This window comes from Streptomyces sp. NPDC026538 (genome assembly GCF_055567535.1).
Genome location: NZ_JBVHQG010000006.1, coordinates 487,452 through 502,338 on the forward strand (window position 1 = coordinate 487,452; position 14,887 = coordinate 502,338).

Here is a 14,887-nt window from a genome sequence, read left to right on the forward strand (position 1 = left end):
GTACTGGACGTACTTGGGTCTGCGCCCGGTGCGGCGAGAGTGCGTGCATGGCGTCGCGAGGCAGACGGGAATTGTCAGACAGGCCCTAGTAGGTCGACCCCAGTGTCTGCGTCGTGTACGCGCACTCCGTGTAGAGGTAGCCGTAGCGCAGTTTCGCGGTGTCGGAGCCCGGGGTGGCCGTGCTGTCGTTCTTCGGTTTGTGCACGAAGTACGTGGTGCCGGGCGGGAGGCTGATCGTGTGCTGCGGATAGTGCTTGCCGCTGTCGCCGCACGGCTCCCAGCCGGGAAGCAGCGAGGAGGCGAACGAGTACGCCTCGCAGCTGCCGCACGGCCCGAGGGTGAAACTGCCGGTGACCGGGCCGGTGTAGAGGACGGTGATCTCGTCGGGGCTGTCGTTCCTGACGGTCACCGAGATGCCGCCGCCGGACGCCATGGTGGGCAGCTTCTTGCCGGCGGCCGGGAGCGTCTGGGCGACCTCGGCACCGATGGCGATCTTGCGGGCGCGGTCGCGGTTCCTGTCGTGCGGGCTGTCGGTGACGAACTGTTGCATGGTCTGCTGCGCCTGCGCGAAGTCGCCGTCCCGGTACTGCTTGACGCCGCACGCGTACTCCCCCGAGGCACCGCTGCGGTCGGCCCGGTCGGCGACCTTGACCAGGCCGTCGGCCTCGGCGCCGGTCCCGTTCGACAGCTGGCCGATCTGGGTGTTCAGCGTGTGCAGCTGCTTGACGGCGCCACAGGGATCCTTCCCGGCGACGGCCTTCGCCGCCTTCTTCTCGGCCGCGTCCACGGCGGGGACGACCTTGGCGGCCTGGCCGGAGTCGGGGAAGGTGCTCAGGAGTTCGCCGAACTGGGGGACCCAGTCGCCCCCGCCGTCGGCCAGGCCGCCCGCTCCGCACTCGTAGAGCGAGGTGGCCAGCCGGTCGTCGGGCCAGTGCGTGAGCGTGCCGAGCTGGTCCCTGGGCATGGAGTCGGGCACCGTCCGCAGGTATTTCAGCGGTTCGACCGCCGTGCAGTAGTCCTGGTGGTCGTAGGCCGCCGCGACCGTCGTGTAGTATGTCTTCATACGGTCGGGGACCTGGGCGGCGGCCCGGGAGCCGGAGTGGTGGACCGCGAGGTCGCGGTAGACGGCCAGGGCGTCCTGGTACTCGGACTTGGCGGTGGCGAAGTCCTTCTGCCGGGCCGCGTCGACCCGTTCGTCGGCGCCGTCGAGACGGTCGAGGAGCGCGCGTTCGACGGCTTCCTTCTGGGCGCTGTCGTACCAGAGCGCGCCGCCCACCGGGACGGCGAGCAGGACCACGCCCAGCACGAGCGCGACGGGCCGCTGTCCCGGCCACACCAGCCGGGTGCGCAGGCCGACGAACGCGCCGTGGAGGGCCGCGAGCAGCAGGAACACGGCATAGCCGACGAGCGCGGCTCCGGGCACGCCGTCGGCGTCCGCGGGCAGCGCGACGAGCAGCAGGACGGCGGTCGCCGCCAGGCACACGGCCAGCGGGAGCCATCTTCGGACGAGCAGATAGCCGAGGCCGAGCCCGGTCAGGTTGAGCAGGGCCACGGCGGCGGCGCGCAGGCCGTCCGGCGGGGCGGGCGGCGGACTCGACGGCATCGGCGGGACGAGAGAACCCGGGGTCGGGAATCCCTGCCGCGAGAACCCCTGACCCGAGAATCCCTGCCCCAGGGAGCCCTGCCCGGCGAAACCCTGCTCCGGGAACCCGTGGCCGGAGGGTCCCGGCTGGGGATGTCCTTGATACGGGGGCTCTTGATAGGGAGGCTCTTGGCTCTGAGGTCCTTGATAGGGAGACCCTTGGTAGGAAGACTCCTGGTCCGGAGGCCCTTGATACGGAGGTCCCTGATTCGGAGGCCCTTGGTTCGGAGGCTCCTGATTCGGAGGCCCTTGATGTGGACCGTACGCATCCCCGGACATGGCGGCTCCCCCAATTGCTGCCGAATCCTTCCGAATTGACAGCGTACGGCCAACCGTGCGAATTCGACAGAGCCTCGGACATCCGTGCCGCTCCCCGCCCGCCCGGTGGTCCCACCCGGCGGGAGGCGGGGCAGCCCAGTCCGGCGGGAGGCGGGGCAGCCTAGTCCGGCGGGATCTCCTGCTCGGCCCAGATGATCTTGCCCTCCCCGGTGTACCGGGCGCCCCAGCGGTGGGCGAGCTGGGCCACCAGGAAGAGGCCGCGGCCGCCCTCGTCCATGCTGCGGGCGTGCCGCAGGCGGGGTGCCGTGCTGCTGGCGTCGGCGACCTCGCAGGTCAGCCGGGAGTCCCGCAACAGCTTCAGGCGGATGGGCGGGTCGGCGTAGCGGATGGCGTTGGTGACCAGTTCGCTGACGATGAGTTCGGTGGTCACCGCCAGCTCGTCGTAGCCCCACGCCACCACCTGGCGGACCGCCCGGGCCCGCACGTCGGCGACGGCGGCCGGGTCCACGGGCACCTCCCAGGAGGCGACGTGGTCGGGGCCCAGGGCGTGGGTGCGGGCCAGGAGCAGGGCGATGTCGTCGGGCTGGGGCACGGGGACCAGCTGCTGCACGGCAGCCGTGCACAGCGTGGCGAGGTCGGCGCCGGGGTCGGCCAGCGCGGCGCGGAGGCGGGCCATGCCGCGTTCGACGTCCTGGTCGGCGCCTTCGATGAGGCCGTCGGTGTAGAGCCCGAGGAGGCTGTTCTCGGCGAGTTCGATCTCGATCGCCTCGAAGGCCATGCCGCCGAGCCCGAGCGGCGGTCCTGCGGGCATCTCGACGAACCAGGTCCGCCCGTCGGGTGCCACGACGACCGGTGGCGGGTGTCCGGCCCGGGCCATGGAGCACCGCCGGGTCACCGGGTCGTAGACCGCGTACAGGCAGGTCGCTCCGACGAACGTGGCCGTGCTGCGCTGGGAGACCGGGGTCCCGTTCTCCTCCTCCCCCAGCCGCAGCACCAGGTCGTCGAGGTGGGCGAGGAGTTCGTCGGGGGGCAGCTCCATGTCGGCGAGCGTCTGGACGGCGGTGCGCAGCCGGCCCATGCTCGCCGCCGCGGCGAGGCCGTGGCCGACGACGTCGCCGACGACCAGGCCGACCCGGGCGCCGGACAGCGGGATGACGTCGAACCAGTCACCGCCGACGCCGTCCGTCGCGTCCGCCGGCAGGTAGGAGGACGCCACGTCCAGGGCGGTACCGCCCGACAGGGCCTGGGGCAGCAGGCTGCGCTGCAGGGTGACGGCCGCCGTGTGCTCCCTGGTGTAGCGGCGGGCGTTGTCGACGCAGACGGCGGCGCGCGCGACCAGTTCCTGGGCGAGCAGGACGTCGTCGGGCTGGAAGGAGACCGGGTTGAGCGAGCGGGCGAACGTGGTGAGGCCCAGGGCGGTGTTGCGCGCCCGCATCGGGACCGAGATGAGGGAGTGCAGTCCGTACTCCCTCATGCGCGCGGTCCGCTCGGGCTGCTCGGCGAGCCACAGCGGGTCCTCCGGGTCGAGCTCGGGGATGAGGATCGGCTCGCCGTTGACGAGCAGGTCGATGCCGTACGTCGGGGGCAGGAAGTCCACCGGGTCACCGATGTGCGCCACGGCCTCGGGGTTGCCGTCCCGGACGGTCTTCAGGGCGGCACGCCGCATCGCCGGCCCGGTGGGCGCCGGGCCGGCGTCGCTCAGCCAGGAGCCGTGGTCCTCGGCGCTGAGAACGGGCTCCAGGAGGTCGACGATGACGAAGTCGGCGAAGCGGGGCACGGCGAAGTCGGCGAGTTCCTGGGCGGTGCGCAGCACGTCGAGGGTGGTGCCGATCCTGGTGCCGGCCTCGTTGACCATCGACAGCCGCTGGCGGGCGTTCCAGCGCTCGGTGACGTCGGAGACCATATAGCAGACGCCGGTCACCGAGTCGTCGGCGTCGACGAGCGGAAAGAACGAGGTGGAGTAGGCGCGTTGGCGGTGCGGATCGGCCCAGCTCCAGCCGAGGTACTCGTAGTCCTTGACCGGCTCCCGGGTGGTGAGCACCTTGCGCATCAGGCCTTCGATGGTGGTCGCCTGCAGCCCGGGCAGCAGCTCGCTCAGTCGGCGGCCCAGGCGCTGCTCCCGGGGCACTCCGCCGAAGCGCTCCAGGGTGTCGTTCAGCCACACATAGCGCAGCTCCGGGTTCATCAGGGCCAGGCCGATCGGCGAGCGGGTCAGGAACCCGTCGAGGACGGACTGGCCCACCGTCCACTGCGGCCGCCGCTCACGGGCGGACAGGAGGAAGCACTCGTCGCCGTCGATGTGGAAGGCGGCGGAGACCCGCAGGTCCACCTCGAGGGTGTGGCCGTCGCGGTGCCGTACCGGGACGAGCCCGCTCCATCCCATGCCGGAGCGGCAGCGCTCGGCGACGCCGGCGGCCCGGGCCGGGTCGGCGCGCACGGCGAGCAGCTCGACCGCGGGCCGGCCGACCACCTCGGCGGCCGGGCGGCCGAGCAGGGCCTCGGCGCCCCGGGTCCAGCCGATCACGACGCCCCCGGCCGACAGCACCGCCGCCGCGTCGCTGGAGGCGTCGAAGAGGTCGCGCGGACCCACGGTGGGCGGCACGTCGAATTCTTCTCGCGGAAAATCCATTGGCTACATCCTCTACGTACACCAATGTTCCTGCTTGTCCACCTGATACGCATCGCCCCCCGGGGGCGCCGCGGGCGGGGGCCGGCGGGCACGGGCGGGAGCTCCGCGCGGATCGGGGTACTCGGCCGGGGTCGGCGCGGTCGGGCGGCCGGGGGCAGCATGGAAGTGCCGTGGCGACGGTGTCGGCCCGCCGGCCGGTGGAGGTGGTGGTGGCATGGCTGTGGGATTCCTGCGGGCCGGTGGCTCCGGCGGTGACGGGTACGGCCTCGGCGGAACACGCCCGACCGGGCTGCTGGACGTGCTGAGCGTGGCCGCGGTGGCGCTGGACTCGCAGGGCCGGATCGTGTTCTGGACCCCACAGGCCGAGGAACTCTTCGGCTACACGGCCGAGGAGGCCCTGAGGAAGAACGCGGCGCGACTGCTCATTCACCCGGAGCATCTGAAGGCCGCGGTGAACATGTTCATGGAGGTGATGGAGACCGGCCGCAGCTGGGCCGGTGCCTTTCCGGTCCGGCGCAAGGACGGCGGCAGCCGGCTGATGGAGTTCCGTACCATGCGGCTGCTGGACGATCTCGGCGATGTGTACGCGCTCGGCATCGTGGCCGACCACGCCATGCTCCAGCGGGTGGAGACCGACCTGGCGCTGTGCGAGCGGCTGATCAACCAGTCACCGATCGGCCTGGCCCTCCTCGACCCTGACCTGCGCTATCTGCTGGTGAACCCGGCGCTGGAGCGGATCGACGGCGTCCCCGCCGAGGAGCACATCGGCCGCCATCTGCGGGAGACCCTTCCGCTGCCCGACATCGACAGCGTCGAATCGGCGTTGCGCCAGGTGCTCACCACCGGCACCCCGCTCCTCGACCAGTACCACGTGGGCCGTCCGCCGACCGATCCCGAGCACGAGCACGCCTGGTCGCTGTCGTTCTACCGGCTGGAGGATCCCGGCGGCCGCGTCCTGGGGGCCGCGACCTCGGTGGTCGACGTCACCGAGCGGCACCGCGCGGCCGCCGAGGCCGACCGGGCCCGGCGCCGGCTGGCCCTGATCGCGGACGCCTCGGCCCGAGTGGGCACCTCGCTGGAGGTGGAGCGCACGGCGCACGAGCTGGCCGAGATCGCCACCCCGGTCCTCGCGGACGTGGTCGCGGTGGACGTGCTGGACTCGGCGCTGGCCCTGCGCCGCTCCCGCAGACCGGAGAACGGCCCCGAGCTGTTTCGTGCCCTCGCCCTCGAGGCGGCCCATCCGACGGTCGCGCTGCGGGCCGCCGACCCGCCCGGCGACCTCGCGGCCTACGACGGCGACCGGCTGGTCACGCTGTGTGTGCACACCGCGCGGCCGGTCCTGGTCCCGCATGTCGGCCCCCACGATCTGCCGCGCATCGCCCGCAACTCCGAGGCGGGCGAACTGCTGGCGCAGGCCGGTGTGCACTCGTACCTCGCCGTGCCGCTGATCGCCCACGGAGAGGTGCTGGGCGCCCTCGACCTCAAGCGCACCAGCAATCCGCTGCCCTTCGACGAGGACGACGTGGTGCTCGCCACCGAGCTGGCCGGGCGGGCCGCCGTGGCCATCGACAACGCCCGCTGGTTCCAGAGCGTCCGCAACACCGCCCTCACCCTCCAGCGCAGCCTGCTCCCCGACCACCCGCCGCACCACACGGGCCTCGAGCTGGCCTCCCGCTACCAGCCCGCCCAGGCGACCAGTGAGGTCGGCGGCGACTGGTACGACGTGATCCCGCTGTCGGAGGACCGGACCGCGCTGGTCGTCGGCGACGTGATGGGCAACGGCATCGACGCGGCCGCCACCATGGGCCGGCTGCGCACCGCCACCTGCGCCTACGCGGAACTGGAGCTGCCCCCGGCCGCGGTGCTCCAGCACCTGGACAAGATCACCTGCGACCTGGAGCACTACATCGTCACCTGTCTCTACGTGGTGTACGACCCGCACACCCGGCGCTGCGAGATCGCCAACGCGGGCCATATGCCGCCCGCGCTGGTGCACTCCGGAGGGGCGCCGGCCCTGCTGGAACTGCCGTCGGCCGCCCCGCTCGGCGTCGGCGGCATCCCCTTCGAGACCAGCACCGTCGACCTCGCCGCCGGTGACCTCCTGGTCCTGTACACCGACGGCCTCGTCGAGACCCGCCGCCATCCCATCGACGACCGTCTCGGCGTCCTGCTCGGCTTCCTGGACGAGTCGGACCGGCCGCTGGAGGAGACCTGCGACCTGCTGCTGCACGGCCTGCGCCATCCGGACGACCACGACGACGTGGCACTGCTGGTCGCGCGGACGCTGTGAACCGGCTCTCTACGGCGTACGGCAGCAGTCGGTACGGCAGAAGCAGGACGCGCTGATCGGTACGTCCGCCGTCGCCGCCGCGAGCTTCAGCTGCTGGGCCACGATCCGTGCCTCGCCGTCCCTGCCGAGCCGCCGGAGGCATTCGTGGAAGCCGTGCAGGGACCAGACGTTGCCGGGGTGCTGCAACGGCCGGGGCAGGGTGTCGTCCAGGCCGAGGTCGGCCCGGTAGACCGCCTCGGCCTCCTCGACCCGGCCGCGTTCCAGGAGCAGGGCGCCGTAGGCGTGCCGGGTGGGCTGCATCCAGCCCCAGGGTTCGTCGTAGGGAAGGTTGTCGTCCAGGTCGATCGACCGCCGCAGTTCGGCGAAGGCCGTGTCGAAGTCGCCTTTGCGGTAGGCGAGTTCGCCGTCGAGCATGGCGGCGGCGATGGCCAGGATGTCGGCGCAGGTGTTGTTGAACAGCATGCGGGTCCCGGGTACGGCGGCGGCCGCCTCCCGGAAGCGGGCGCGGTCCGCCTCGGCCTCGGCGGTCCGGCCGGTGGCGGAGTGGGCGACACCGCGCGCGTAGTGCAGCATCGCGGTGGTCACGCAGTACAGGCCGGGGTCGGCGGGCAGCGGCAGGCGCAGGATGTCGTCCCAGCGGCCGAACCGGATCAGGACGTGCACCCGCATCGCCAGGAAGCCCTCCAGCCAGTCGGCCATCGGCGGGCTCGTCACGCGCAGGAGTGCCTCCGGTACGGCGGCTTCGAGCCGTTCGGCCGTGGCGAGGGCGTCCTGGAGACGGCCCAGGAACATCGCGCCGTAGATCCGGAAGTGGAGGTTGTGGCAGCGGTAGAGGGTGTAGAAGTTCATCGCGCCGGCGCGGGCGTGGTACTTCTCGTCGGCGGCGACGGCCGCGGCGTTGTCGGAGACCACGCGCCGGTAGTCGCCGCAGAGGACTTCCAGGTGCGAGGGCATGTGCTGGAGGTGCCCGGCGTCGGGGACGAGGTCGCGCAGCAGGTCGGCGACGGGCAGGGCAGTCTCGGGCGTGGGCGACATCTCCATCAGGTGGATGTAGAGGTGCAGCAGGCCGGGGTGGCGGCTGCCCGCCTCGGCGCCGAGGGCCCGCTCCAGCACGGCCCTGGCTTCCGGCGTCCGGGCGCCCTCGGCCGGCCGGCCGCTGCGGATGTCCCAGAGCTGCCAGGGGGTGAGGTTCATCAGGGCGTCGGCGTACAGGGTGGCGACATCGAGGTCGTCGGGTGCCCGTTCGTACACCCCGCGCATGCTGTCGGCGTAGGCCGTGCTCCACACCGAACAGGCCTCCGCGTCCGGGGCCGCGGCCTGCGGGTAGCGGGCGCGCAGTGCCTCGACCAGGGCGCGCTCCACAGGGGTCACGCGGGCGGCCTTGGCGTGGGCGCGTTCCACAGCGGCGTGCGTGCGCTCCACCGTGTGGGCCAGGTCCTCCTGGTCGAAGAACTCCCAGGGTTTGTTGTAGTTGGGGCCGAGGGCGTAGGCCACGCCCCAGTCGGCCATGGCGCATTCCGGGTCCGCCGCGCCGGCCGCCTCGAAACAGCGGACGGCTTCCTCGTGGTTGAAGGCGTAGGTCCAGATCAGCCCCCGGTCGAACCACCTCTGTGCCTCGGGGGACGTCGTTGTCACGCGCCGGCTGTGACTGCCCAGGTCGTAGTAGTCCACGCCCACGAAACTAGTGGCGGAATGCGCGCCGAGGATTCGTGTTCATCCGAACTCATGAGGATGGCGCGGCGGTTGACGGGCCGCCGCGCCACTCGTGCCGCTGTTCTCAGGGCGCCACCGCGCGGCCGGTCCCCGGGGAGATGCGTCCGGAGCACAGGCCCTTGGCAGCCAGGGTCTGCGCGATGCGCGGGATCGCGGTGAGCGTGTTGGCCGGCCATTCGTGCATGAGGATGATCTGGCCGTTGGTGAGCCGGGAGACGGCCTGCACGATCGCGTCGGTGCTCGCGCCGTTCCAGTCCTGCGAGTCGACGTCCCAGATGATCTCGGTGAGCCCGTACTTGGCCTCGACCGTGCGCACGGTCGTGTTGGTCTCGCCGTACGGCGGCCGGAACAGCACCGGAGTGCCGCCACCGGCGCCGGCTATGGCGGACTGGGTTCGGGAGATCTCCGAGTCGATCTGCGCCTGGGTCTCCTGGGTCAGATGCGGGTGGGTGTAGCTGTGGTTGCCGACCCACATACCCGCGCTCACCTCGGCCCGGACCTGGGCCGGGTAGGCGGCCGCGTACTGGCCCTCGTTGAACAGGGTGGCCCGCAGCCCGTTCGCCTTGAGGGCGTTGAGCAGCCCCGGTGTGTGGGCGGTGGACGGCCCGTCGTCGAAGGTGAGACCGACGTAGCCGGCGCAGCCGGCGGAGTGGGCCGGGGCGGCGCCGACGGTGAGCGTGCCCGCGGCGGCCAGCGCCAGGGCGATGACGGTCGCAGGCCAGAGGTGTGACGAGCGCTCCGATACGGCACTCATCACGCCACCGTGATGGTGGAGCTGCCGCTGCTCTGGTAGCCCTCGGTCGCGAGGATCTGGTAGTAGCTGAAGCTGCCGAGGGACATGCCGGCCCTGGCCCAGGCGTCGAAGTGATTGCCGGTGGTGATGGTGCCGCCGGTGCGCTTCGACTGGCGGACGCTCCAGTACTGGTTGAAGGTCTTGGTGCCTTCGACGGACGGGGCGTTGTACCGCGTCGTCAGGTAGATGTCGTAGGTGCCGCCGTCGCTGGTGACGCTGCCCTTGTACGTGCCGGTGGGCCGGTAGGTGCCCCAGTTGTCGACGATGTAGTACTCGACGAGCGGGTTGGACGTCCAGCCGTAGAGGGACAGGTAGCCGTTGCCGGAGGGGCTGAAGCTGCCCGAGTAGGTCACGTTGCGGCGGGCGCCGGTGCTCCAGCCCTTGCCGCAGACGAAGTTGCCGGTGTTGCGCCAGCTGGAGCTGTAGTTGCCGCCGGAGCCCAGGGTCATGGAGACGGTGCCCTGCGCGTCGGTCCAGAACGAGTAGTAGTAGCCGTTGTTGGTGCCGGTCTGGTTCGTGGTGACGACGGTGGCGGCGCGGGCGGTGCCGGGCAGGGCCAGCCCGGCGGCGGCGCCCAGCAGCAGGGCGCCGGCGTTCCGGCGGCTCAGTGCGTGGTCGAGCGGGTTCATGCGGTGCCTCCTCGTATGGCCAGTGCGGGTGTGGCTTGGTGGGGAGTGTTGGTCTGCCCATGTCACCTGTCAACAGTTTCGGTAATTATTTCGAAACCTTCGCTCCACCTGCTCGGCCATTTCCGCACTTCATAGACGCGTCAAGCGAATCTACGATCGACTCTGTCGACAATCGGCCAAATAAAGATCAAATCACCGAACCTCGAATCGTCGAATGTTTCGGTATCCGAGGCGAATGCTGCCGACAGCACCGGAACATGCCGCTGAGTGGAGCAATCACCGGCGCGGCGGGGGGCCTCCCGCCAGGCTGGGCGTCTTGTCGAGATTCGTAGGCCAGGAGTCCCGGGTGAGGCACGACGGTCGCAATTCAGCACTGCCCGCGCCCCCGGCGTGGATGCGCTGGCTTCCGCTCCTGTACGTCGTCGGTGTGCTGCTGATCGAACCGGTCACCCCCGTGCAGTGGCCGGTCAGCTTCGCTCTGATCGCCCTCCCGCTGGTGACCGCCTTCGCGCACCCGCCCGTCGTCGTCGCCTGCGCCACCGTCTTCGGCATCGGCTTCGAACTTTTACTGGCCGGAACCCCGTGCTGCGCGGGACGCGACGTCGGCTACCTCTGGGAACGGCACTATGTCGCCGCCTACGCGTGTACGGCCCTGGTCGGCGCCCTGGGCACGATCCTGGCCGCGCACCGGATCCGCCGGGAACGCACCCTGGCCGACGTCCGGTTCGTGGCCGAGATCGCGCAGCGTGTCCTGCTCAGACCCGTCCCGCACCGGATCGGGAACCTGCTGCTGGAGAGCTTCTACCTGTCCGCCGCCGCGGAGGCACGGATCGGCGGCGACCTCTACGAGGCCGTGCCGACCGCGCACGGGGCCCGGCTGCTCATCGGCGACGTGCGGGGCAAGGGCCTGCTCGCGGTGGAGACCGCGGCGGCGATGCTGGGCGCGTTCCGGGAGGCCGCGCACGACGAACCCGACCTCAACGCCCTGGTGGAGCGGGTGGACATCAGCATGACGCGCCGGGCCCACCAACTGGGCGGCAGCGAGACGGGCGAGCGGTTCGTCACCGCCGTCTTCGCCGAGATCCCCTACGACGAGAGGGTCGTCCGCGTCCTCAACTGCGGCCATCCGCCACCGCTGCTCATCCGCCCCGGCGAGGTGAGCGAACTGGACCGGGGGCGGTCGGGGCCGCCGCTGAACCTCGGCATGCTGGTCGGGGACCCGTATCACGTCGACACCTACGCCTTCGGCCCCGGCGACCAACTGCTGCTCTACACGGACGGTGTCTCCGAGACCCGTGACCCGGACGGTTCCTTCTACCCGCTGCTCCAGCGGCTGCGCTCGTGGGGACCGATGCCGCCCCCGGAGCTGCTGGAGCGGCTCCATCAGGATCTGCAGACCTACAGCGGCGACCAGTTGCAGGACGACACGGCCGCGCTCACCGCGTTCCTGCTGCCCGCGGGGGCGACCGGGGTGCCGGACGGCGGAAACGACACCCCCGGCACCGAAGAGCTCGTGGACCCCCCGCCGTGACGCGTGTGGGGAGGGCCTGGGCCGGTCCCCGGCGGCCCCTGTGGGGCAGGTCACGGGTGACTGCACTCCGCCACCGTGAGTCACCACCGAGCGGGTGACGTGTGGCAAGGGGCGGGGCGGTGCCGCCGCCACCGACCACGTCGTCGGCGTGCTGGACGACGGCCCGGTGCCCCGCCGGACGGCCCGGTGCCCCGCCGGACGGCCCGGTGCCCCGCCGGACGGCCCGGCCCGCCGCGGACTCCCTGGCCCGCCTCGACGCCTGCGCCCTGCTCGGCGCGGCCGACCTCGCCCGCGTGCCCGGGGTCGAGGCGGACAACCGGGACCGCGGCTTCGCCGACTCGCGGCGGCCGTCGCGGGGAACATCGGGAAGCGGCTCCCGGGGAGCCGAGACGGGCCGCCGCCGGCCAGATCCTCGTCAGAGGAAGCTGACGCCCTGGGCCAGGGTGAGTTCGCCGGAGTAGTTGACCGTGTTGGTCGCCGCGCGCATGTACGCCTTCCAGGCGTCGGAGCCGGACTCGCGGCCGCCGCCGGTGTCCTTCTCGCCGCCGAAGGCACCGCCGATCTCCGCTCCCGAGGTGCCGATGTTGACGTTGGCGATGCCGCAGTCGGATCCGGCGGCGGACAGGAAGATCTCGGCCTCCCGCTGGTCCCGGGTGAAGATGCTGGACGACAGGCCCTGCGGGACGTCGTTGTGCAGGGCGATCGCCTCGTCGAGGGTGTCGTAGCTGAGGACGTAGAGGATCGGCGCGAAGGTCTCCTCCCGTACCACGTCGGTCTGTTCGTCGACGCGCACCAGGACGGGCTCGGTGTAGGCGGCCGCCGGTGCCGCCTCCGCCAGCCGCCGGTTTCCGCCGGCCAGGATCTTGCCGCCCTGCGCCTGGACCCGGGTGAGGGCGTCGTGCATGGCGTCCAGGGCGGCGGTGGAGATGAGCGGGCCGACCAGCGTCGTGTCGTCGAACGGGCTGCCGACGGGCAGCCTGCCGTAGACGGCTGTCAGGCGCTCGACGAGGGTCTCGGCGAGGTCGCGGTGGACGATGAGGCGGCGCAGGGTGGTGCAGCGCTGGCCCGCCGTGCCGGCCGCGGCGAAGACGATGCTCTGGACGGCGAGGTCCAGGTCGGCCGAGGCGGCGACGATCGCGGCGTTGTTGCCGCCGAGCTCCAGCAGGCTGCGGCCGAACCGGGCGGCGACGCGCGGGCCGACCGCACGGCCCATGCGGGTGGAGCCGGTGGCGCTGACGAGGGCCACCCGGGGGTCGTCGACGAGCCGCTCGCCGACCGTGCGGTCGCCGAGCAGCAGGCGGTGTACGTCGCGGGGTGCGCCGGTCTCGTCGGCGGCCCGGGCGAGCAGGTGGTGGCAGGCCAGGGCGGTCAGCGGGGTGAGCTCCGAGGGCTTCCATACCACCGTGTCGCCGCAGACCAGGGCGACGGCGGTGTTCCAGGACCAGACGGCGACGGGGAAGTTGAAGGCCGAGATGACGCCGACCACGCCGAGCGGGTGCCAGGTCTCGGCCAGGCGGTGGCCGGGGCGTTCGGAGGCGATCGTACGGCCGTACAGCTGCCGGGACAGGCCCACGGCGAAGTCGCAGATGTCGATCATCTCCTGGACCTCGCCGAGCGCCTCGGAGCGGATCTTGCCGGCCTCGAGGGTGACGAGATCGGCCAGGTCGCTCTTGTGCTCACGCAGCAACTCCCCCAGCCTGCGTACGAGTTCGCCGCGGCGCGGGGCGGGGGTGGTGCGCCAGCCGAGGAAGGCGGTACGGGCGGCCGCGAGTGCCTGTTCGATGTCGTCGCCGGTGGCGGACTTCAGCCCGAAGAGGTGCTCGCCGGTGATGGGGGTGCGGGCCGGGAAGTCGTCGCCCTCCGCGACCTGGGCGCCGATGGTCCGCAGGCAGGCCCGGGCGCGGGTGCGCAGGTCGTCCGTGGTGGGCAGCGCGGTGCTGGTCATCGTGGGACCTCCAGGGGGTGAGGGGTCAGCGGAGCGTGCCGTTGAGGCCCAGGGCGCGGGCGACCTGGGCGAGGGAGCCGTTCTGCTGCTGCTCGTAGAGGGCGTAGGGGTCGAGGACCTCGCGGTCGATGGCGCCGGAGAGCCATTCGGCGTCGTAGGCGGTGCCCTGCTGGTCGTTGTCGCGGGTGCCCTCGCCGGTGAGGTTGGACTGGAAGATGCCGGCGGCGGAGCGGGGCAGGAAGTCCTCGTAGACGACGGGCTCGGCCAGCACCCAGCCCTGCCGGACCAGTTCACCGACGTCGGTGGGCGGGCTGCCGCCTTCGTGCGGCCGCCCGTCGGCGAGCCGGTAGGTGAAGTACGCCAGGCCCCGCGCCGCGAGTTCCTCCTCGCTGCCGGGCATGTGCCGCTCCCAGACGGTACGGGCCAGGTCACCGCGCGCCGCCGTGGGGTGCCGGGACGCCTGCTCGTCGACGCGGCCGAGGAGCTCGTCGTAGTGGGCCCGTCCGGCACGGGTGAGGGCGATGCCGCGGGCCTCGACCTCGCCGAAGCGCACCCGAAGGGAGCCGTTGACCACGCTGCCGTCCTCGGCGCGCATCGGTCGGGACTCGGCCAGCGCCCGGAAGGAGGTCTGGCGCAGCAGGACGTCTGGGCCCTTCCAGGCCGGCGGGCCCTGGATGGTGTCGATCATCTCGATACCACGGTCGGTCATACGGCGGTACAGCTCGTCGATGTCCAGCACACGCGGGGTGAGGTGGTTGATGTGGGTGCCGCGGACCCCGCCGATGTCGGCGGCGACGGCGGAGACCCGCTCCAGGGTCCGGTACCAGGCCCGGTCCACCGGTTCCCTCGACAACTCGAAGACCCGCACGGTCAGTCGGAGGAAGCGTTCGGCGTCGTCCGCCGGCAGTTCGCGCTCGGCCGCGGCGCGGTCGGCCAGGGTGAGCAGCTCCGGGGGAAAGAGCTCGCGGCCGGCCAGGAAGGTCTCCAGGCGCGCGCGCAGATCGGCGTCGAAGAAGCGCGGGTCGGCGACGGTGAGCATGGAGGTGAACACACGGAAGGGGTTGCGGGCGAGTTCCGCGCCGTCGACCGGCCGGAAGGCGGTGGAGACGACGGGGACGGCGCTGGCGGCGGCCTCCCGCAGGTCGTAGAAGCCGACCGGGTGCATGCCGAGAGCGCCGAAGACCCGGGCGACCTGGCGCAGTTCCCGCGGGGTGCCGACGCGGATGGCGCCGTGCCGCTCGGCGGTCACCCGGCCGATGGATCCGAGCCGTTCGGCGTCGGCTCCCCGGTCCCGCAGCACGTCCTCGTTGACCTGGCGCGAGACGTCCACCAGCGTCGTGTAGGCGGGCACCTCCCGGCCGTACATCTCCGACAGCCGTTCCGCGAACGCGGTCCGCAGCCGCCATTGACTGATCGTTGACATGGTTCGGCCTTCC

At 72.0% G+C, this 14,887-nt stretch carries 8 protein-coding genes and 1 pseudogene; 2 read left to right on the forward strand and 7 right to left on the reverse strand.

Annotated elements, in window-relative coordinates:
• Positions 1–85: 85 nt before the first annotated feature.
• Together ACZ4N4_RS25910 and ACZ4N4_RS25915 are read right to left on the reverse strand one after the other, a co-directional pair.
• On the reverse strand, positions 86–1,603 hold the full coding sequence (locus ACZ4N4_RS25910; RefSeq protein WP_453576273.1) for a hypothetical protein: 1,518 nt from the start codon (positions 1,601–1,603) through the stop codon (positions 86–88).
• Between the two features lie 478 nt (positions 1,604–2,081).
• Positions 2,082–4,550: a SpoIIE family protein phosphatase gene (locus tag ACZ4N4_RS25915; protein ID WP_467592544.1), complete on the reverse strand. Its 2,469-nt coding sequence runs from the start codon at positions 4,548–4,550 to the stop codon at positions 2,082–2,084.
• Between the two features lie 214 nt (positions 4,551–4,764).
• On the opposite strand from ACZ4N4_RS25915, the gene ACZ4N4_RS25920 reads away from it, so the two are divergent.
• The gene (locus tag ACZ4N4_RS25920) at positions 4,765–6,840 is read left to right on the forward strand and encodes a SpoIIE family protein phosphatase (protein ID WP_467592546.1); all 2,076 of its coding nucleotides are present in this window, start codon (positions 4,765–4,767) and stop codon (positions 6,838–6,840) included.
• Between the two features lie 9 nt (positions 6,841–6,849).
• Here the strand turns inward: ACZ4N4_RS25920 and ACZ4N4_RS25925 are convergent, their stop codons facing one another.
• The 3 genes and pseudogenes from ACZ4N4_RS25925 to ACZ4N4_RS25935 form a co-directional block, all read right to left on the reverse strand.
• On the reverse strand, positions 6,850–8,511 hold the full coding sequence (locus ACZ4N4_RS25925; RefSeq protein WP_467592548.1) for a hypothetical protein: 1,662 nt from the start codon (positions 8,509–8,511) through the stop codon (positions 6,850–6,852).
• 109 nt (positions 8,512–8,620) lie between these two features.
• Positions 8,621–9,307, reverse strand: a pseudogene (locus ACZ4N4_RS25930) (polysaccharide deacetylase family protein); the annotation flags it as partial.
• On the reverse strand, positions 9,307–9,975 hold the full coding sequence (locus tag ACZ4N4_RS25935; RefSeq protein WP_467592550.1) for a glycoside hydrolase family 11 protein: 669 nt from the start codon (positions 9,973–9,975) through the stop codon (positions 9,307–9,309). The gene ACZ4N4_RS25935 and the pseudogene ACZ4N4_RS25930, both read right to left, overlap by 1 nt.
• A 346-nt stretch (positions 9,976–10,321) precedes the next feature.
• On the opposite strand from ACZ4N4_RS25935, the gene ACZ4N4_RS25940 reads away from it, so the two are divergent.
• Positions 10,322–11,506, forward strand: coding sequence for a PP2C family protein-serine/threonine phosphatase (locus tag ACZ4N4_RS25940; RefSeq protein ID WP_467592552.1), 1,185 nt, complete (start codon positions 10,322–10,324; stop codon positions 11,504–11,506).
• Positions 11,507–11,921: 415 nt separating this feature from the next.
• Here the strand turns inward: ACZ4N4_RS25940 and amaB are convergent, their stop codons facing one another.
• Together amaB and hglS are read right to left on the reverse strand one after the other, a co-directional pair.
• Complete coding sequence (gene amaB, locus ACZ4N4_RS25945; RefSeq protein WP_467592554.1) at positions 11,922–13,451, reverse strand: L-piperidine-6-carboxylate dehydrogenase; 1,530 nt, start codon at positions 13,449–13,451, stop codon at positions 11,922–11,924.
• Between the two features lie 25 nt (positions 13,452–13,476).
• The gene (hglS, locus tag ACZ4N4_RS25950) at positions 13,477–14,874 is read right to left on the reverse strand and encodes a 2-oxoadipate dioxygenase/decarboxylase (protein ID WP_467592556.1); all 1,398 of its coding nucleotides are present in this window, start codon (positions 14,872–14,874) and stop codon (positions 13,477–13,479) included.
• Positions 14,875–14,887 lie beyond the last annotated feature (13 nt).

Coding starts and splice junctions, on each gene's coding strand:
- ACZ4N4_RS25910 (WP_453576273.1), bottom strand. CDS start 1,603: ATGCCGTCGAGTCCGCCGCCCGCCCCGCCGGACGGCCTGCGCGCCGCC.
- ACZ4N4_RS25915 (WP_467592544.1), bottom strand. CDS start 4,550: ATGGATTTTCCGCGAGAAGAATTCGACGTGCCGCCCACCGTGGGTCCG.
- ACZ4N4_RS25920 (WP_467592546.1), top strand. CDS start 4,765: ATGGCTGTGGGATTCCTGCGGGCCGGTGGCTCCGGCGGTGACGGGTAC.
- ACZ4N4_RS25935 (WP_467592550.1), bottom strand. CDS start 9,975: ATGAACCCGCTCGACCACGCACTGAGCCGCCGGAACGCCGGCGCCCTG.
- amaB (WP_467592554.1), bottom strand. CDS start 13,451: ATGACCAGCACCGCGCTGCCCACCACGGACGACCTGCGCACCCGCGCC.
- hglS (WP_467592556.1), bottom strand. CDS start 14,874: ATGTCAACGATCAGTCAATGGCGGCTGCGGACCGCGTTCGCGGAACGG.